Below are 18,674 nucleotides of genomic sequence, written 5' to 3'. Positions count from 1 at the left end.
CGGGGCGCCGTGCCTGGCAGGCTGGCGGCGGCCACGGACGGCCGATCTCCCGGAAGGAGCGACCCATGCGGAGCACCACGGACGCCGCGCCCGGCGCGCCGCCCCTCACCCTCTACGGCTCGCTGCGGTGGGACGTCGTCGAGCCGCTGCTGCCGGCCGCCGGCGCGCGCGTGCTCGAGGTGGGGTGCGGCCAGGGCGCCGTCGCGGTGCGGCTCGCGGCCCGCGCGGCGGCGTACACCGGCGTGGAGCTCGACGCGTCGTCCGCGCGCACGGCGGCCGACCGGCTCGTCGCCGCGGGCACGGGCGGGCGCGTCCTGCACGGCGGCCTGGACGCGCTGGAGGACGACGAGCGGTTCGACCTGGTGTGCGCGTTCGAGGTGATCGAGCACATCGACGACGACGCGGCGGCGCTGCGGGAGTGGGTCGGCCGCCTCGCGCCGGGCGGGCGGGTCGTGCTGTCCACGCCGGCGTGGCGGTGGCGGTTCGGGCCGATGGACGCGGCCGTCGGCCACTTCCGCCGCTACGACCCGGACGCCCTGCGGAGCTTGATGGAGCGCGCGGGCCTGCGTGACGTCGGCCTGCGGCTGTACGGGATGCCTCTCGGCTACGCCCTCGAGGCGGTGCGCAACCAGGTGGCTCGGCGCCGCCCCGGTCTGGGGGACGAGGGCGGCACCGCCGAGATCACCACGGCGCAGCGCACGGCCCGCAGCGGCCGGCTGTTCCAGCCGACCACCGCGGTGCAGGGGCGGCTCGTGCAGGTCGCGACCTGGCCGTTCCGGCAGGTGCAGCGGGCGTTCCCCCGCACCGGGACCGGCCTGGTCGCCTGGGGGCGCGCGGTCTGACCAGCCGGGGGCGTGGTGGGTCAGAGCGCGCCCGCGGTGACCCGTTCGGTGTCCCGGACGCGGTCCTGCCGTGCCGTGTCGTCGCGCAGCTCCGCGGCGGTGGCGGCCGACGCGAGGACGACGGACCCGTCCGCGGACCACGCGGCCAGCAGGTCGTGCAGCACGGCGGCCGCGGAGCGGTCGCCGGCGACGAGCACACGCGCGCGCGGCTCCTGCTCGCGGTCGCCGACCCAGGGGCCGAGGAGGTCGGCGAAGGTCACGGCGCCGTCGGGGGACTCCAGCGCGGTCTCGTCCGGCTCCGTCGGCGGCGCCCAGCCGATCGCGTCCCCGTAGGTCATGACGGCGGCCGCGGCGTCGATCGCGCCCGCGGGCAGCTCGCCGTCGAACCGGCGGGCGAGCGCCGGCAGCGCGACGGCCACGAGGTCGGCCCCGCGGTCGCGCGCGACGGACCAGGAGCCCGGCCGCGACGTGACGACGACGTCGGCGCGGCGGGCGAGCCCGTCGTCGGGGCCCTCGTCCGGCCCGGCCTCCGTGGGCGGCACGACGACCGTCGCCCCCGCCCGCCAGGCGGCCAGGGTCCACGTGACCGACCGCCAGTGCGGGGGCAGGTCGACCACCACGATGCTGCCGGGCCCGGCGTCCAGCTCGGACACGAGCAGGTTCACGGTCTTGGCGACCCAGTTGGCGAGCACGGCGCCGGACAGCTCGACGCGCTCGCCGTCGTCGCCGTACCAGGTGAGCCGTGGCCGGCCCGGGTCGGCGACCAGGAGGTCGAGCAGGCGGGACAGGTCGGGGAGCGGACGTCCAGGGTTCACGCCGGTCAGCCTAGGAGCATGGCGGCCGGCGTGGCGGACGGGCCGGAGGGTGCGGGACGTGCGGGCGGCGGCCGCGCGAGTGAAAAGCGCGTGCAGATCGCGATCCCTAGCACATTTCGACTTGACGACCCCGAAGGACACGCGTGTAATTCCAGGTATGCAGTTTCCCCAATAAGGGCATGGAGGGGCACGCCATGTGGAACTTGCTGGATGGGGACCGGGGGGGCTTCCCGTCAGACGCCGACCGCGAGCCGGAGCGCGTCGCGCCGGTGCTGCCGCTCTTCGGGGAGGTGGACGACGACGACACGCTGCTGGGGTGGCAGGAGCGGGCGCTGTGCGCCCAGACGGACCCGGAGGCCTTCTTCCCGGAGAAGGGCGGGTCGACCCGTGAGGCCAAGAAGGTCTGCGGCTCCTGCGAGGTCCGGGCCGAGTGCCTGGAGTACGCCCTGGAGCACGACGAGCGGTTCGGTATCTGGGGCGGTCTGTCCGAGAGGGAGCGGCGCAAGCTGAAGCGACGCGCCGTCTGACGGCGCGCCCCGGCACGCCGACACGCACGGTCGGATATCCCACGCTGCCGGGGACGGGCGCCGCATCATGGCGAGCAGGATGACTGCTCCGCACACGACCCGCGCCCGCCCGAGCGGCGAGGCCGCGCCCGAGTCCTCGGTGACGACGACGGGTGCGGCCCCGCTCGTCGTCGCCGTGACCGCCGTCGTGGTCACGCGCGGCCGGACGCCGTTCCTGCCCGCGACGCTGGAAGCCCTCGCCGCGCAGGACCGTGCGCCGGACGAGGTCGTGGTCGTGGACGTCGGTGCCGCGGAGTCGACGTCCCGCCACCCGGACCTGCGGCTCGGGGAGATGCGCTACGTCGCCGCCGCCGGCGTCCGCGGGTTGGGCGAGGCGGTGGACCGGGGGATCCAGGCGGTCGGGGTGCCCGAGGACGGCTGGCTGTGGATCCTGCACGACGACTCCGCGCCCGAGCCGGACGCTCTCGCGCGGCTCCTGCGCGCGGTCGAGCACTCGAGCGCCGTCGGCGTCGCCGGCTGCAAGCAGCGCCGCTGGGACACCGTGCCCGACGAGGTGCCCGACGAGGCGCCCGACGACGTGTCCGGCGCAGCGGCCGACCGGGCGCCTGACGGCACCGGCGTGCTGATCGAGGTCGGCCACACCGTCTCCCCGCTGGGCCGCCGCATGACGGGCGTCGACGAGTCCGAGATCGACCAGGGCCAGCACGACGGCCGCGAGGACGTGCTCGCGGTCGGGCTCGCCGGCGCCCTCGTGCGCGGCGCGGTGTGGACCGCGCTCGGCGGTACGGAACCGGAGGTGGGCCCGTTCGGCGACGGCCTCGACCTGTGCCGGCGCGCCCGGCTCGCCGGGCACCGCGTCGTCGTCGTGCCCGACGCCGTGGTGCGCCACGCGCAGGCGTCGCTGCTGGGCCGGCGCGAGGAGCCGGACGCTCCCGCGGACGTCGAGGCCTCGCGGTACGCCCGGCGGCGCAGCCAGCTCTTCCTCCGCCTCGTGTGGACGTCGCTGCCGCTGCTGCCGGTGGTGTGGGCGGCGATGCTGGTGTGGGCGCCGTTCGCCGCCATGTACCGGCTCGCGCTGAAGCGTCCGGCGCACGCGCGCGACGAGCTCGTCGCGGCGGCCGTCACGGCGCTGCGGCTCGTCCCGCTGTACCGGGCCCGGCGCCGCGCGGCGCGCACCCGCCGGCTGCCCCGCCGCGTGCTGCGCCCGCTGCGCGGCACGTGGCGCGAGGTGGCGGCCGGACGCCGCGACGCCCGCCTGTCCCGCGCCGAGGCGCACCGGGTCCGCTGGGCGCCCGGCGAGCTCGAGCGGGCCGAGCTGCGCCGGCTGGCCCGCACCCGGCACGCGGTGCTGGGCGCCGTGCTGGTGGCCGTGGTCGCGCTCGACCTCGTGCTGTTCGGCCCGTGGCAGGGCGTGCTCGCCGACGGCGGCCGGATCGTCGGCGGCGCCCTGCTGCCCGCGCCGGGCACGGTCGGCGACGTCTGGGAGGCCGCCACGTCGGGGTGGGTGCGCGACGGGCTGGGTGCCCGCGCCGCCGCCGACCCGCTGTGGCTGCCGCTCGCCGCGCTCGCGGGCCTGGTGGGCGGCGGGGCGCAGACCGGAGTGAACACGCTGGTCCTGCTCGCGCTCCCGCTGGCCGCGCTGGCCGGCTGGGCGGGCACCGGGGCCCTGACGCGCGCCGTGGGCGTGCGTGCCGCCGGCGCGCTCGCGTGGGCCGCCGCCCCCGCCTTCCTCGCCACGCTGGCCTCCGGCCGGCTCGGCGCCCTCGTCGTCCATCTGGTCCTCCCGTGGGTGCTGGTGGCGGTGCTGCGGGCCGTCGGCGCGCACGCCCGGGACCGGGTGGACGTGCCCGGTGCGCGGACCGGCCGGCGTCGGCGCGGCTCCCTGGGCGCCGCCGGCGCGGCGGGCCTGCTGCTGGCCGTGGCCGTGTGCGCCGCGCCGGTGCTCCTGCCGGTCGCGGCCGTCGTGCTGGGCGCGGCGGCGGTGCTGGCGCGGCGGGCCTGGCGCCGGATCCTGCTCGTGCTCCTGCCCGCCGTCGTGCTGCCGCTGCCGTACTGGGTCCAGGTCACGGGCGACTGGTCCGCGGGCGGCTGGCGGCTCCTGCTGGCCGAGCCGGGCGGGCCCGTCGTCGCCGCGGGCGCGCCGACCGGCCTGGAGCTGCTGCTCGGCCTGCCGGGCGACGTCACGTGGTTCGGGCTGGACGGGGACGGCGCGCCCGGGCTGCTCGGCAGGGCCGGTCCCGCCCTTCTCGGCGCGGTGGTGCTGCTGCTCGCCCTCGTCGCGCTCGCACGTCCCACGGCGCTGCGCGGCGTGCGCCTGGCCTGGCTCGGCGCGGCGGCCGGTCTCGCGACGGCGGTCCTCGCGGCGGCCACGGCGGTCGCGAGCGGGACGACGGCGGACGGCCGGGACGCCCCGGTCACGGGCTGGCCCGGCGCCGGCCTGTCGGTGCTGCTCCTCGGCCTCGGCGCCGCCGCGGTGCTGGCGCTGCCCGACCGGCCGCTGGCGGGGTGGCACCGGCACGCGGGCCTCCGCCGGCTGCCGGCCGCCGGGCTGGCGGCCGTCGGCGTCGTGGCGCTCCTCCTGCCGGCAGCGCAGCTCGCGTCGTGGACCGTCGGGTCGACCGCCGGTGACCACGTGGGCGCCCTGCGGGCGAGCGGGACCCCGGTCGTCCCCGCCGTCGGGCAGCAGATGCAGGCACCGCCGCGGGCGGCGTCTGTGCTGCAGATCGACAGGGTGGAGCCCGGCGCGCCCGCCGGCCAGGAGGCCGGCGGCGACGTCGCCCCGGTCGTCGACTACACGCTGCTGCACGCCGACGGGTCGCGCCTGCAGGACGCGTCGAGCGTCGTCGCGGCCCGTGCCGCCGGGCTGCTGCCGGGCGACGCGCGCGACGACGTCACCCTGCTGGACGACCTCGTGGCCGACGTGGCGACCGGCCCGGCGGCCGACGCCGCCGCGCGGCTCGCGTCGCTGGGCGTCGGCGCCGTGCAGGTGCCCGCGGGTGGGGACCCCGAGCTGGTGACGACCCTCGACCTCGTGCCGGGCCTCTCCCGCGTGACCGAGGGCGGCACGCTGGTGTGGCGGGTGACGACCGACGGCCCCGCGCCCGCCTGGGCCACCGTGGTGCGCACCTCCCCGGACGAGGCTCCCGACCGTGAGCCGGGCACCGCGACCGGGGGCGAGCTGGCCGACGCCGCGACGTTCGCCCCGCGGGACGCCGGGCGGACCCTCGACGCAACCGGCATGCGCGCCTCGGGCGACGTGCCCGACGGGGCCGAGGAGCGCTCGCTGCGGATCGCGGCCGCGCACGACGGCGGGTGGCGGGCGACGCTCGACGGGCGCCGGCTGCTCGGCGTGGACGCCGGCGGGACGCAGGCGTTCGTGGTCGGCCCCGAGGCCGGGCACCTGCACGTGGAGTACGTGTCGCCGCACCGCACCGCCTGGCTCGTGCTCGCCGGCGGCGTGCTGCTGGTGTACGCGCTGCTGGCGCTGCCGGTCGGCCGGAGGAGGGGGCGATGAGCGCGCGGACCGTGACGGCCGTCGTGACGGGCGCGGCGGCCGCCGCCCTCCTGGCCGCGGTCGCCACCGTGGGGGACCAGTGGGTGCAGGAGTGGACGGGCGCCGAGCAGCGCGCCGTCGCGGCCGGGACCCGCACCGTCGCGGTGCCGCCGGGCGAGGAGACGCTCGTGTGCCCGGCGCCGGCCTCCCTGCCCGAGGGCGCCGACGTCGGCGACTCGCAGTTCGAGGCCGCGCCCGTGCGGACCGCCACGACGCTGGACGCCGCGGTGCTCGGTGCCGCCGGCACCGGGGACGACGTCCGCCCGCCGCGCACGACCGGGCTCGGCGGCGGGCGCGCGGCGGCGCTGGACGACCAGGGCGGCGACGCGGCTGCCGCGCGGGCGGAGGCCGACGGCGTGCGCACCCTGCGGGCCACGCCGGTGGCCGGGCAGACGTTCCTCGCGGCGGGCACGCTCGCCTCGCTCACCACGCAGGGGGACCTCCGGGGCCTCGCGGCGGGGGAGTGCGCCGTGCCGGGGACGTCGCACTGGCTGGTCGGCGGCAGCACGGCCGTCGGGGCGACGTCGACGCTGGTCGTGCAGAACCCGAGCGACCGGCCCGCGACGATCACCCTGGACGTGTACGGGCCGGGCGGCTCCGTCGCGCTGGGCGGCGGGGGCACCTTCACCGTCGGGGCGCACGAGCAGGTCACCACCCGCATGGAGTCGGTGGCGCCCGAGCAGGACCGCCTCGCCGTGCACGTCTCGTCCGCCGGCGCGCGGGTGACGGCGTCCCTGCAGAGCCAGGCGATCGACGGGCTCCTGCCGGTGGGCGTGGACCTGGTGGGTGCCGGGGTCGCGCCGCGCCGCGCGCTCACCGTCGCGGGCGTCGTCAGCCGCGGGGAGGAGCTGGACGACAAGCACGCGCCGCGGCTCCGGCTGCTGGCCCCGGGGGACGGGGACGGGACCGCGCGGATCAGCGTCTACGGCCCCGAGGGACGTGTCGTCCTGCGCGGCGCGTCCACGGTCGAGCTGGAGGCGGGCACGGTGACCGACGTGCCGCTGGGCGGGCTGCCCGCCGGCACCTACGCGGTGGCGGTCGACGCCGACGTGCCGGTCACGGGGGCGGCGCGGTTCGACCGGCCGGGTGCGTTGCCGGAGGATTCCGTCGTGTCGGGGACCCCGTACGACGTGGCGTGGGCGCACGCCCAGCCGGCGCCGTCCGCCGGGGCGGAGGGCGCGGCGCTCGGGATGGTGGCGCTGCCCGGCGACGCGCGGGCCGAGGTCTCCCTGGCGGGGGTGCCGGACGAGCGGGACCCGGACGTCGACCCGCGGGGCACCGCGACGGTCACCGTGCGGGCGTACGACGCGCGGGGCGCCGAGGTGGCGTCGCGGGACGTGGAGGTGGCGGCGGGCGCCACGACCGGGCTGCCGGTCGCCGACCTGACCGGCGGCGACGGCGAGGTGCCCGTCGCGGTGCGCGTCGACCGCGCCGACGACGGGTCGGGGCAGGGCTCGGGGCAGGGCGTCGTGTGGGGCGTCGTGCTCACGGCCGACGACGGCACGGCCGAGGGCGGCACCCTGGTCTCGGTGCTGGCGCCGACGCCCGCGACCGCCGCGGCGGGCGACGTCGCCGTGCGCGGCATCGACGCGGGCCGCTGACCGCGGTCCCGGCTCGCGGCGTCGCGCCCGGCGCTCAGACGGCCAGCGGCTCGCCCGGGGCGAGCCTGCGGTAGGCGACGTCGCCCGTGAGGGCGTCCAGCAGGCGGTCGGTGGCAGCCCTCCCGGCGTCGGACAGGACGGCGTCGTGGATCGGCACCGCCGTGACGGGCGCGACCGCCGCGGCGTAGTCCGCCGCCTCGGCGACCTTCGTCCAGGGTCCGCCGACCGGCAGAGCCAGCACCTCCACCCGCGTGCCCTCGGGCGGCAGGGTGAAGGAGTCGCCCGGGTGCAGCACGGCCCCGTCGACCAGGTAGGCCACGTTCGTCACCGGCGGCAGGGAGGGGTGGATGACGGCGTGCCGGCCGCCGAGGACCCGCACCTCGAACCCGGCCGTCGCGATCGTGTCCCCGGGGGACGCGGTGTGCACGCGCCCGGCGGGGGCGTCCGCGCCGCGCAGGGCCTGGGCGACCGGGGCGGGCGCCCACGCCTCGAGCTCCGGGCGCTCGGCCAGGACGGCGGCGAGCGCGTCCGGCTCGACGTGGTCGGCGTGCTCGTGCGTGACCAGGACCGCCGTCGCCCCGTCGAGCACCCGGTCGTCCGTGAACGACCCCGGGTCGACGGCGAGCCGCCGGCCCCGTCGCTCCAGGCGTAGGCCGGCGTGGCCCCAGACGGTGAGCTCGGTGGTGGGCTCGAGCGACGTCACGATCGTCTCCTTCCCTGCCGCCGTGTCGTTGCGACGGCGGCGTGCCGCCGGTCAGCGGCCCTCGTAGTGCGGGTCGATCTCCTCGGGCGTGCGTGCCAGCAGGTGGGCCACCTGCTCCACCACGACGTCGCGCACGAGCTCGGCCCGGTCGGCGTCGTCGAGGGAGCGCAGCTCCACCGGGCGGCGGTACACGACGACGCGCGCCGGCTGGCCGGCCTCGGCGGGGAAGCACCGCCCGAGCGGGACCCCGTCGTCCTCCCAGGGGGCCGGGTCGGACGGCGGCACCTCCTCGACGGCGAACTCCGTCCCGGCGAGCGGGCCGGACCATCGCCGCTCCACGAGCTCGACGACGTCGAGCACCAGGTCGTCGAAGCGCTCGGCGCGGGTCCGGTGCCCGGGCGACCCCGGGGGCAGCAGAGGCCCGCGGAGCCCACGGCCGCGGCGGTCGCGGCGCCGGACCGGCGGGTGGGAGGACTGCACCCGTCGAGCGTATACGCGCCCGGCGGACCGGTCACGACAGGTCCCCTCGGCGAGCCGCGCAGCAGGTGAGGGGCCGTTCGGCGTATCCTCCCCAGGTGAGATCGGTCAGGCAGTGCTCGCGGACGGCATGCACCCATGCCGCGGTCGCGACCCTCACGTACGTGTACGCGGACTCGACGGCCGTGCTCGGTCCGCTCGCGCAGCACGCCGAGCCGCACAGCTACGACCTGTGCGCCGACCACGCGGAGCGGCTCACGGCGCCGCGCGGCTGGGAGGTCGTGCGCCTCATGCCGGCCTTCGAGGAGGCCGGCCCGTCGCCCGACGACCTCAACGCCCTCGCCGACGCCGTCCGCGAGGCGGGGCGTGCGCGGCCCGCGCCGCAGGGGGAGCCGTCGAACGTCACCGAGACCGCGCGCCGCGGGCACCTGCGCGTGCTGCGGGCCGAGGGCGACTGACCCCCGCAGCCGCCAGGGGCTGCGGCTCGGGGCCTCAGGGCACCCAGGCGCAGACGACGTGCCCGGTGCCGGACAGGCGCAGCGCGCCGGCGGCGTCGGGCACGAACACCGAGCGTCCCCGGCGCAGCGCCGCGCCGGCGGCGCAGCGGGACGCGGCCACCGTGACGTCGCCGTCGAGGCACAGGACGATCCGCGGCCCGGCTCCGGGCAGGTCGACCTCCTCGCCGGGCTCGACGTCCGCCGCCGTCAGCGCGAACTCGGCCACGGGTGCCCGGTAGGTGCGCACCTGGCCGCGGTCCCCGGTCGTCCGCACCTCCGGCACCGCCGGCGGGCGGGGCACGAACGACGCGCACTCGACGAGTGCCTCCTCGTCGACGCGCTTGGTGGTCAGGCCCGCCCGGAGCACGTTGTCCGAGGACGCCATCACCTCGACGCCGACGCCGGCGAGGTAGGCGTGCACCTCGCCCGACGGCAGGAAGAGCGCCTCGCCGGGGTCGAGCGTGACCCGGTTGAGCAGGAACGACGCGATCGCGCCCGGGTCGCCCGGGTGCTGCTCGGCGAGGAGCACGGCGGTGGCGTCCGCCCGCGCGGTGGCCGACCCGTCCGCGAGGCGCGCGGCCACCGACGCCACCGTCGTCGCCACCGCGTCGGGCGTGCCCGGGGCGCGCCGGGCCGCGACGAGGCGCGAGAACGCCTCCCGCACCCCCCGCGAGGACCGGTCCGAGCGCAGGGTGTCGCGCACCCGCGCGACGAGCGGCCCGTCGAGGTCGTCCAGCAGGTCGAGCACCGTGCGCGGCGTGCGGAACCCCGCCAGGCCGTCGAACTCGGTGAGCGCGACCACCATCTCGGGCTTGTGCTGGTCGTCGTGGAACGACCGCCGCGGGTCGGTCGGCGCCAGGCCGAGCAGGTTCTCGCGGTTGAACCCCGCGCGCGCCGCGTGCGGCCGGGGGTGCACCTGCAACGACAGCGCCCGCCGGGCCGCCAGCACCTTGAGCAGGTACGGCAGCCGGGGCCCGTAGTCGTCGGCCACCCGGCGCCCGAGCATCTCCTCCGGGGCACGCCGTACCAGGTCGAGCAGCGAGGTCGGGGTCGTCGCGCCGGGGCCCGCCACCCGGCTCGGCGCGTTCGGGTGGGCGCCCAGCCAGAGCTCCGCGGCCGGGTCGCCGTCCGGCGTGGTGCCGAGCAGGTCGTGCAGCCGCGTGGTGGAACCCCAGTCGTAGTGCTGGACGGTGTTCTCCAGCGGGTACAGCTCCGGCACGAGTGACAGCCTTCCACACCGGCGCGGGCACGTACCCTGTGAGCGTGACGATCGACCTGACGCGGATCATCAAGGCGTACGACGTGCGCGGCACGGTGCCGGACCAGCTCTCGCCGGACGTCGCCCGCGCCATCGGCTCCGCGTTCGCCCAGGTCGTCGTCCTCGGCGGCGGGACCCGGCCGGCCGCGCCCCGGGTCGTCGTCGGGCACGACATGCGCGACTCCGGCCCGGCGCTCGCCGCCGCGTTCGCCGAGGGGGTCACCCGGGCGGGCGTCGACGTCGTGACCATCGGCCTGTGCTCCACCGACGGGCTGTACCACGCGTCGGGGGCGCTGGACGCCCCGGGTGCCATGTTCACCGCGTCGCACAACCCGGCGGAGTACAACGGCATCAAGCTGTGCCGCGCCGGGGCCCGCCCCGTCGGTCAGGAGACGGGCCTCGCGGAGGTCCGCGACCTCGCGCAGCGCATCCTCGACGGCGCCGAGCCCTCGCCCGCGGCGAGGCCGGGCGTCGTCACCGCGCGCGACACGCTCGCCGACTACGCGGCGTTCCTGCGCGGCCTCGTCGACCTCTCCGGCATCCGGCCCCTCAAGGTCGTGGTCGACGCCGGCAACGGCATGGCCGGGCACACCGTCCCCGCGGTGCTCGGCACCGGCGCCGGGCTCCCCGTCCTGCCGCTCGACGTCGTGGACCTGTACTTCGAGCTCGACGGCACCTTCCCGAACCACGAGGCGAACCCGCTGGAGCCCGCCAACCTGCGCGACCTCCAGGCTGCGGTCGTGGAGCACGGCGCCGACCTCGGCCTCGCGTTCGACGGCGACGCCGACCGCTGCTTCGTCGTCGACGAGCGCGGCGAGCCCGTGTCGCCGTCCGCGGTCACCGCGCTGGTGGGGCTGCGGGAGGTCGCCAAGGAGCTCGAGGCCGGTCGCACGCCCACCGTGATCCACAACCTCATCACCTCCCGCGCCGTGCCGGACCTCCTCACGGCGGCCGGCGCGACGGCGGTGCGCACCCGTGTCGGGCACTCGTTCATCAAGGCGCGGATGGCCGAGGCCGACGCCGTCTTCGGCGGCGAGCACTCGGCGCACTACTACTTCCGCGACTTCTTCTTCGCCGACACCGGCATGCTCGCCGCCCTGCACGTGCTCGCCGCGCTGGGCGGCCAGCCGCACCCCCTGTCGGCGCTCGCGGAGATGTACTCGCCGTACGTGGCGTCGGGGGAGCTCAACTCGCGGGTCGCCGACGCCGCGGCCGCGACGGCGCGCGTGCGCGAGGCGTACACGAGCGCGTACCCGGACGCCGACGTCGACGAGCTCGACGGGCTGACCGTCGCGCACTGGGACGACGCCCACCCGCAGTGGTGGTTCAACCTGCGCGCCTCGAACACCGAACCGCTGCTGCGGCTCAACGTCGAGGCGGCGGACGAGGACATCATGATCAAGGTGCGCGACGACGTGCTGTCGCTCGTGCGCCAGGAGGAGACAGCATGAACCAGCAGGACACGGGGCTCGACCCGTGGGTGCGCAGCATCCTGCGGTGCCCGGTCACCGGCGCCGAGCTGGTCGACGCCGTCGGCCCGGACGGCGAGCCGGAGCTGCGGTCGACCGACCCGGACCGCCCGCTGGCCTACCCGGTGCGCGACGGCGTGCCGGTGCTGCTGGAGTCGGAGGCGCGCGAGCCGTAGGCCGCGGCCGCCACGGTCACCAGTGCCGGCGGACCTTGGTGACCCACGCGGCCGGCATCGACCCGTCCGTCGTCGCGCGCCCGAGCATGCTGCGCATCCTGTCGGCCTTGCCCTTGATGACGACCTTCTTGCCGGCGGGGCTGGTCGCGGTGACCTCCCGGACCTGGCCGCTCGGCCAGCGCGACGTCACCCACAGCGACTTCACGTTCTTCAGCCCGGAGAGCTCGCGGGCCTTCTCCTGGGTGATGGTCCGGGTCCAGGACGCGTAGGAGTTGCCGGGGGCGTCCAGGCTGTGCGGGTCCTTCACGGACCGCAGGTACGGCACGGCCGACGACCACACGTCCTCCGAGTCGGCGGTGCGGCCGCCGCTGGACGAGTAGTAGTAGGCGGCGACGGGGTCGCCGTCGTAGGTGAGCACGCGCGCCTCCCGCGGTCCGCGCACGGTCGCCTTCACCGAGCGCTTCCACACGGCGCCGTACCGGCCGTCGGCGCCCTCCGACTCCTTCTCCCAGCCCGTGTAGTTCTGGTCGCGGACGTCGTCGACCAGGTGGCACCGGCACGACGACTTGAAGTCCTTCGTCATGGCGTAGGAGCGGGCGGTGATCGCCTGCGCGCTGAGCGCGCCGCGCCCGCCGTTCAGCCCCCACGACGACGGCATCTCGGCGATGCCGTACAGGTACTCGGTGTTGAGCAGCACGTCGTTGGTGATGTTCGGGACGCCCTCGCGGGCGGTGACGGCGAGCCGGCCGTGCCGGTACGTGCCGTGCGCCCCCTGGACGGAGGCGACGGCGGGCGACCCGGAGCGCTTGAAGTAGCGGGTGCCGGACCAGTGGATACGCAGCAGCTTGCCGTAGTACGTCTTGCCCTCGACCGTGATCTTGGCGCGCCCCGCCTTGGTGGTGGCCACCGTGAACGTCACGGGGCCCGACCCCTTGGCGAGCGTCTTCGGCTCGGCGCTGCGCAGGCGCCAGTCACCGCCGCGCACCGTCACCTTCGTGGTCGTGCGGGTGTCGCCCATGCTCGGCGACGAGTACGGGTCCGGCCCGTGGACCTGCACCAGCATGGTGCGGGGCGTGGTGCGGTAGGCCGCCGACGCGCCGGAGTAGTAGTACTTCAGGATGCCCCGGCCCGTCGCGCCCTCGCGGGACAGCTGGTAGGCGCCGTACTGCGGCATCCCCACGCCGTGCCCGTAGCCGGAGCCGTGCAGGACGAACTTCTTCGGGACGTCGGCGGCCTGCGCCGGTGCGGCGGCGCCCGTCGCGCCGCTCACCGCGAGCAGTCCGGCGACGAGCCAGGCGAGCGGTCCGCGGGTGAAGTTCCGCCGCGGGCGGGTGGTGTCGTGCGTGCTGTCGTTCATGTCGTCCCCCTGCATGTCGTACCCCCTGCCAGCCACTGTGCCCCACGGCGTGCGGCCCAGCATCCTCGGCCCCGCCGGCCGCCCCCGGGATGCGCTCCGGTGTCGAGGGCGGCCGGTTGCGCCTACCGTCGCGGGGAGCGGACGCAGGGAGATCACGGTGCGACGAACCACACGACGGACGGACGAACGGCGGACGGCGGGCGGGAGACGGAGGAGGACGGCCTGGCGACCGCCGGCGGCCGCCGGCACGGTCGTCGCGCTCGCGGGCGCGGGGGTGGTCCTGCCGACGGTCGCACTGCCCGTGCCGGAGGCGCGGGCCGTGCCGCCCCGCGTCGACGCCGTGGAGGTCCACGGCGTCGACCGGGCGGCGAGGGCGCGGGCCGGTGCCCTGGCCGAGGCGGTGGGGCACGGCCACGACGCCCCCGAGGGGGCGGCGGACGGTTCCGCGCGCTCGGCGCAGCAGCAGGACGACGGCCACGGGGAGGGCGCCCTGGCGGCGCTGAACGCGCGGACGACGACCGACGAGTTCCTCGTGGCCGGAGTCACGTGGGACGCCGGCACGCCGGTCGAGGTCACCGAGGTCGCCCTGCGGGTGCGCGAGGACGGGCGGTGGACGGAGTGGCAGTCCCTCGGCGTCGACGGCGGGGGCGGCGACGAGGCCGATCCCGGCGCCGGGATCGAGGGCGCACGGGCGGGCACCGAGCCGTTCATGACCACCGGCGCCGACGGCGTCCAGCTGCGGGTGCGCACCGCGGACGGCGGTCCGCCCGCCGGCCTGCGGGTCGACCTGGTGGACCCCGGCACGTCGCCCGCCGACGCGAACGTGGGCGCCGACACAGGCCCGGCGTCGTCGGCGAACGCCGGCACCGGCTTCGAGATCCGGCCGGACAAGATGCTCAGCCGCAAGCAGTGGGGTGCCGACGAGTCGCTGAGGTCGAGCTGGCCGGAGGTCTCGGGCAGGCTCAAGGCGGTGTACGTGCACCACACGGCGGGCACCAACAGCTACTCCGAGGGCCAGTCGGCGGCCCTCGTGCGCGGCATCTACGCTTATCACACGAAGTCCCGGGGCTGGCCGGACATCGGCTACCAGTTCCTCGTCGACAAGTTCGGGAACATGTTCCAGGGGCGGCACTACGCACGCGTCGACAACCCGATCGGGGCGCAGGCGGGCGGTTTCAACACCGGCACCATCGGTGTCTCGGCCATGGGGAACTACGAGACCGCCCGACCCACGCGGGCCCTCATGCGCGGCCTGGCCAAGGTCATCGCGTGGAAGACGTACCAGTACAAGATCGATGCCGAGGGGAGCGTGCCCCTGACGTCCGGGGGCGGGGGGACCGCCCGGTGGAGTGCGGGCACGACGGTCACGGTGCCGCGGGTCCTGGGCCACCGCCGGACGAACAGCACGGCCTGCCCGGGCAGGTACCTCGTCGCGGAGATGGACGACCTGCGGCTCAACGTCGAGAAGCGGCGACAGACCGCGCTCGACCGGCACGGGGCGATCCGGTGGGCCGTCGGCCGCCCCGACCGTGACGCCCCCACGTCGGCCCAGGCGCCCGTGCAGTGGAAGCCGACGTCGACCTATCGCTGGAAGCCGGTACCGGGTGCCGCGTTCTACCAGGTGCTCTACCGCCAGGCGCACTGGGACGAGGACATGCCGCGCCGGCCGTACTGGCGTGTGCTGCGTGCCAGGACGACCTCGACGTCCTACACGATGACGATGTGGCGAGGAAAGGCGCGTCAGCTCGCCGTCCGGGCCGTCGGTCCCCACGGCGAGCGTGGCCCGATGACCACGCTCGTGCGCACCGCCCGGGTGGTCCTGCCGAAGTCGTGGACGTTCTCCGACGACTGGACGCGCGTGACGAACTGGCGCTTCCACAGCGACGAGGCGTTCCGCACCAGCACCCGGGGCGCCACCATCAGGCTGAAGAGCGCGAACGAGGTCAGGCGCGTCGTGCTGCGGGCCGCGACCAGCCCGGGCGACGGGCGGCTGCAGGTTCTCGTGAGCGGCGAGGCCTTCGGCACCTTCGACCTCGACCGGTCGAAAGACCTGAACCGCATCCTGGAGTTGCGGCTGCCGCGACGGGTCGACGGCACCGTGACCCTGCGCGCGCTCGACGGGGACAGGGTGCGGATCAGTCGGATCGCCCTGCACCGGTGGTAGCGCGGCCCGGGTCGTCGTTCAGGTCACGTCGAGGTCACGACGGTCTACTACAGTCGTCCCCGTCGCGTCGCGGGGCGCCGACCTGACGAGCCTGACGGGCCTGACGAGCAAGGAGCGTGGATGTCGACGAGTGGGGGCACGACCGGGGTGCAGCCGCTGCCCGAGCAGGGGCTGCTGCTGCACATCGGGCTGATGAAGACCGGGACGACGAGCCTGCAGAACGCGGCGTACTCGTTGCGCCCGGAGCTCCTGGAGCGTGGAGTTCGGTATCCGGGACGCCACAAGAACCATCGCAGCGCCATGAACGACTTCATGGGCCACGCCTGGGGCTGGGGGACGACGCCCGTCCACGGCGCGTGGGCCAAGCTGCGGGCGGAGATCGACGCCGACACCGAGAACCGGATCTGGATCGGGCACGAGTTCGTCGCGAACGCGGACGACGCCACCGCCGCCCGGTGGCGCACGGAGCTCGGCGAACGCGCACGGGTCGTCGTCACGCTGCGCAACTACGCGTCGATCCTGCCGTCGGTGTGGCAGCAGCAGATGAAGGACGGCAGCACCATCTCCTTCGACTCGTGGCTCACGGCCATCCTGTCCGAGGACCCCGGGGACGCGCTGCGCTCGTACAAGGAGCGCCACGACCAGGGCGACGTCGTGGCGCGGTGGGCAGAGGCGTTCGGCCCGGAGAACGTCACGGTGGTGGTCGTCGACAAGTCGACGCCGGAGCTCCTCTTCGACGCCTTCGAGTCGATGCTCGGCCTCGAGCACGGGCTCTTGAGCACGGCGAAGCTCGACGGCAACTCGTCGAACCGCGGGATGTCCGTGGAGGAGGCAGAGCTGCTGCGGGCCCTCAACCACCGGCTCCGCGAGCAGCTCACGTGGCACGAGTACTGCAAGTGGCTCCGAGACGCCGGGGCGAACACGCTGCTCAAGCGGCGCAGACTGGGCGACCACGACACACGCTTCGTGCTGCCGACCTGGGCCGCCGAGCGAGCGCACGAGCGCGCCGTTGGCTACGTCGAGCAGATCGAGGCCTCGGGCGTGCGGGTCGTGGGCGACCTCGGGCTCCTCTCGGCAGAGGTCCCCTCGGTGGACCACCCCATGCTGAGCGCCGAGACGGTCCCGATCGACGCGGCCGCCGAGGCGATCCTGGGAGTCATGAGACAGGGGCGCCGCGACGAGGCACGGCTGTCGAAGGCACGGGAGGCGCTGAAGGAGCGGTCGGCGAACGCCTCGGCGGTCGAGCGCGCCGCGGCGTCGCCGGTGCCGGCGCTGGAGTCGGTGAGCGGCCGCGAGCTCGCGCGCGAGCTCGGGGGACGGCTCAAGCGGCGTCTCGGCCGTCGCTAGGCTCGCGCGCGTGCACCTCGCCCAGCAGCTCGTCCTCCTCGACCAGCCCGACCGGCGCGCCCTGAGCCTGGAGGACGGCCCGGCCGTCCTCGAGGACGCCGGCGTCCGCGTCCCCGCCGGCACCCGCCAGGGGTTCGCCACGTACTTCAACGCGTTCCCCGCGGCCTGGTGGGCGCGGTGGGCGGGGGCGACGACAGCTCGCCTGGAGATCGGGCACGTGATCGTGCACGAGGCGGGGCAGGAGGGCGCCGGCACCCTGCGGGTGCTCCGCTCGGACGCGCGCGGGGACGCCGTCGTGGTCGCGACGGAGGAGCTCGCCGGCGGCCCGGCCGCCGTCTCGGTCGACGTCGAGGTCGCCGGCATGGTCGACGGCGGATGGCTGTGGTTCGAGGTCGCCGCCGCGGGCGGGGACGTGGTGCTGACGGACGCCCACTGGTCGGTCGACGTCGCGCCGCGGCGCGACGGCGGCGTCTGCCTGTCGATCACCACGATGGACAAGCCCGGGTTCGTGGTCGCGACCCTACGGCGCCTCGCGGCCTCGGCCGCCCTGCGCGAGGTGGTGTCGACGGTCTTCGTCGTGGACCAGGGCACGGACCGGCTCGTCGACCACGAGGACTACGCGGAGGTCGCGGCCGCGCTCGGCGACCAGCTCGCCGTCGTCGAGCAGCGCAACCTGGGCGGGTCCGGCGGGTTCTCCCGGGGGATGCTCGAGACCCTCGACCGCCACGCGGAGCACCTCGACGCCGACGCCGTGCTGATCCTCGACGACGACGTCGAGGTGGAGCCCGAGGCGCTGCTGCGGGCGATCCGGTTCCACCGGGCCGCCCGCACCCCCGTGGTCGTCGGCGGGCACATGCTCGACCTGAACCGGCCGACGGTCCTCAACTCGTTCCGCGAGGTCGTGCACGAGCGCACCTTCAACTGGGGGCCGCCGGCGCGGGACCAGCAGTGGCACGACCTCGCCGCCGGTCCGTTGCGCGACACGCCGTGGCTGCACCCCGCCGGGAGCAGCGACTTCAACGGGTGGTGGATGTGCCTGCTGCCCACCGCCGTGCTGCGCGACGTCGGCCTCTCCCTGCCGCTGTTCCTCAAGTGGGACGACGCCGAGTTCGGGCTGCGGGCCCGGGACGCAGGGCACACGACCGTGTCGCTGCCGGGCGCGGCGCTGTGGCACGTGGCGTGGACGGAGAAGGACGACACCGTCGAGTGGCAGGCGTACCTGCACGTGCGCAACCGGCTCGTCACGGCGCTCCTGCACGCCCGCCGGCCCCTCGGCGGCCTGCTCCTGGCGAGCCTGCTCGCCACCGACCTCAAGCTGCTGCTGGGCATGCGGTACTACCCGGTCGACCTGCACGTGCGCGCAGTGCGGGAGCTGCTGGCGGGCCCGGCGGACCTGCACGCCGGGCTGGACCGGGTCGTGACCGGTGCCCGCGGGGTCGGCGCCGGCCACCCGGAGACCGTCGTGCACCGGCCGGGCGACCCCGTGTTCGACGCGGCCCCGCCGCCGGCGGACGGCGAGGCGGGGGAGCGGCCGTCGTCGCCCGCCGACCTGGCGCGCGTCGCGCTGCGGGGCGTGCTGCGCCAGCTGCGCCCCGCCCCCCGCGGGACGGCGCCCGCGGCCACGCTGACACGCGAGCAGGCGACGTGGTGGCGGGTCCCCGAGCACGACTCGGTGCTGGTCCTGGCCACCGGCGGTGGGCAGGGGTTGTGGCTGCGGCGCGACCCGCGCCGCTTCCGGCGGCTGGCGGTCGCCACCGTCGGTGCACACCTGCGCCTCGCGGTGAGCTGGCGGACGGTCTCGCGCCGCTGGCGCCGCGCCGCCCCGCGTCTCGCCGCACCGTCGGCCTGGCGGGCGACCTTCCGCGCCCCGGGACGCCACTAAGATGTG

15 protein-coding genes are annotated in these 18,674 nt (G+C 76.5%); 10 read left to right on the top strand and 5 right to left on the bottom strand.

The features are described 5' to 3' along the window. Window positions 1-65: 65 nt before the first annotated feature. Entirely contained in the window at window positions 66-842 is a 777-nt protein-coding gene (locus EYB28_RS16115; protein WP_166849921.1) for a bifunctional 2-polyprenyl-6-hydroxyphenol methylase/3-demethylubiquinol 3-O-methyltransferase UbiG, read from the top strand. 20 nt (window positions 843-862) lie between these two features. Here the strand turns inward: EYB28_RS16115 and EYB28_RS16110 are convergent, their stop codons facing one another. Continuing rightward, window positions 863-1,657, bottom strand: coding sequence for a TIGR03089 family protein (locus EYB28_RS16110; protein ID WP_166849919.1), 795 nt, complete (start codon window positions 1,655-1,657; stop codon window positions 863-865). A gap of 194 nt (window positions 1,658-1,851) precedes the next feature. Here EYB28_RS16110 and EYB28_RS20550 point away from each other — a divergent pair, with 194 nt between their 5' ends. The 3 genes from EYB28_RS20550 to EYB28_RS16095 all read left to right on the top strand — a co-directional run bounded on the left by EYB28_RS20550 (window position 1,852) and on the right by EYB28_RS16095 (window position 7,338). Continuing rightward, window positions 1,852-2,184, top strand: coding sequence for a WhiB family transcriptional regulator (locus EYB28_RS20550; protein WP_304599263.1), 333 nt, complete (start codon window positions 1,852-1,854; stop codon window positions 2,182-2,184). A 79-nt stretch (window positions 2,185-2,263) separates the two neighbouring features. After that, window positions 2,264-5,698 (top strand): glycosyltransferase, encoded by a 3,435-nt coding sequence (locus tag EYB28_RS16100; protein ID WP_166849916.1) that lies wholly within the window; start codon window positions 2,264-2,266, stop codon window positions 5,696-5,698. After that, window positions 5,695-7,338, top strand: a complete 1,644-nt coding sequence (locus tag EYB28_RS16095) for a DUF5719 family protein (protein ID WP_166849914.1) — start codon at window positions 5,695-5,697, stop codon at window positions 7,336-7,338. Before EYB28_RS16100 ends, EYB28_RS16095 begins: the two co-directional genes overlap by 4 nt. A gap of 34 nt (window positions 7,339-7,372) precedes the next feature. Here the strand turns inward: EYB28_RS16095 and EYB28_RS16090 are convergent, their stop codons facing one another. Further along, the gene (locus EYB28_RS16090) at window positions 7,373-8,041 is read right to left on the bottom strand and encodes an MBL fold metallo-hydrolase (protein WP_166849912.1); all 669 of its coding nucleotides are present in this window, start codon (window positions 8,039-8,041) and stop codon (window positions 7,373-7,375) included. A gap of 51 nt (window positions 8,042-8,092) precedes the next feature. Beyond that, a complete protein-coding gene (locus tag EYB28_RS16085) occupies window positions 8,093-8,455 on the bottom strand; it encodes a metallopeptidase family protein (RefSeq protein ID WP_166852571.1) in 363 nt (120 codons plus the stop codon). Between the two features lie 161 nt (window positions 8,456-8,616). Here EYB28_RS16085 and EYB28_RS16080 point away from each other — a divergent pair, with 161 nt between their 5' ends. Beyond that, window positions 8,617-8,976, top strand: coding sequence for a DUF3499 domain-containing protein (locus EYB28_RS16080; protein WP_166849909.1), 360 nt, complete (start codon window positions 8,617-8,619; stop codon window positions 8,974-8,976). Between the two features lie 34 nt (window positions 8,977-9,010). Here the strand turns inward: EYB28_RS16080 and manA are convergent, their stop codons facing one another. After that, window positions 9,011-10,234, bottom strand: coding sequence for a mannose-6-phosphate isomerase, class I (manA, locus tag EYB28_RS16075; RefSeq protein ID WP_166849907.1), 1,224 nt, complete (start codon window positions 10,232-10,234; stop codon window positions 9,011-9,013). A gap of 44 nt (window positions 10,235-10,278) precedes the next feature. Between manA and EYB28_RS16070 the strand changes: the two genes are divergently transcribed. Beyond that, window positions 10,279-11,724 carry a phosphomannomutase/phosphoglucomutase gene (locus tag EYB28_RS16070; RefSeq protein WP_166849904.1) on the top strand — a complete coding sequence of 482 codons (1,446 nt, stop codon included), beginning with the start codon at window positions 10,279-10,281 and terminating at the stop codon, window positions 11,722-11,724. Continuing rightward, the gene (locus EYB28_RS16065; RefSeq protein ID WP_166849901.1) at window positions 11,721-11,918 is read left to right on the top strand and encodes a Trm112 family protein; all 198 of its coding nucleotides are present in this window, start codon (window positions 11,721-11,723) and stop codon (window positions 11,916-11,918) included. Before EYB28_RS16070 ends, EYB28_RS16065 begins: the two co-directional genes overlap by 4 nt. 16 nt (window positions 11,919-11,934) lie before the next feature. Here EYB28_RS16065 and EYB28_RS16060 read toward each other — a convergent pair whose 3' ends face one another. Beyond that, window positions 11,935-13,275 (bottom strand): SpoIID/LytB domain-containing protein, encoded by a 1,341-nt coding sequence (locus tag EYB28_RS16060; protein WP_166849899.1) that lies wholly within the window; start codon window positions 13,273-13,275, stop codon window positions 11,935-11,937. Window positions 13,276-13,432: 157 nt separating this feature from the next. On the opposite strand from EYB28_RS16060, the gene EYB28_RS16055 reads away from it, so the two are divergent. From EYB28_RS16055 to EYB28_RS16045, 3 genes are all read left to right on the top strand, one after another. Then, window positions 13,433-15,439 (top strand): N-acetylmuramoyl-L-alanine amidase, encoded by a 2,007-nt coding sequence (locus tag EYB28_RS16055; protein WP_166849897.1) that lies wholly within the window; start codon window positions 13,433-13,435, stop codon window positions 15,437-15,439. A 120-nt stretch (window positions 15,440-15,559) separates the two neighbouring features. After that, the gene (locus EYB28_RS16050; RefSeq protein ID WP_166849894.1) at window positions 15,560-16,786 is read left to right on the top strand and encodes a hypothetical protein; all 1,227 of its coding nucleotides are present in this window, start codon (window positions 15,560-15,562) and stop codon (window positions 16,784-16,786) included. Between the two features lie 10 nt (window positions 16,787-16,796). Continuing rightward, entirely contained in the window at window positions 16,797-18,668 is a 1,872-nt protein-coding gene (locus EYB28_RS16045) for a glycosyltransferase (RefSeq protein ID WP_166849892.1), read from the top strand. Window positions 18,669-18,674 lie beyond the last annotated feature (6 nt).

Origin of the sequence: Isoptericola sp. BMS4 (assembly GCF_011634835.1) — a bacterium.
In the GTDB taxonomy this organism is placed as follows: Bacteria; Actinomycetota; Actinomycetes; order Actinomycetales; family Cellulomonadaceae; genus Isoptericola.
This window is presented reverse-complemented; position numbering and strand designations above follow the sequence as displayed.

Excerpts from the sequence above, each read along its gene's own strand:
- EYB28_RS16115 (WP_166849921.1), top strand. The coding sequence starts at position 66 with ATGCGGAGCACCACGGACGCCGCGCCCGGCGCGCCGCCCCTCACCCTC.
- EYB28_RS16060 (WP_166849899.1), bottom strand. The coding sequence starts at position 13,275 with ATGAACGACAGCACGCACGACACCACCCGCCCGCGGCGGAACTTCACC.
- EYB28_RS16065 (WP_166849901.1), top strand. The coding sequence starts at position 11,721 with ATGAACCAGCAGGACACGGGGCTCGACCCGTGGGTGCGCAGCATCCTG.
- EYB28_RS16050 (WP_166849894.1), top strand. The coding sequence starts at position 15,560 with ATGTCGACGAGTGGGGGCACGACCGGGGTGCAGCCGCTGCCCGAGCAG.
- EYB28_RS16095 (WP_166849914.1), top strand. The coding sequence starts at position 5,695 with ATGAGCGCGCGGACCGTGACGGCCGTCGTGACGGGCGCGGCGGCCGCC.
- EYB28_RS20550 (WP_304599263.1), top strand. The coding sequence starts at position 1,852 with ATGTGGAACTTGCTGGATGGGGACCGGGGGGGCTTCCCGTCAGACGCC.
- EYB28_RS16100 (WP_166849916.1), top strand. The coding sequence starts at position 2,264 with ATGACTGCTCCGCACACGACCCGCGCCCGCCCGAGCGGCGAGGCCGCG.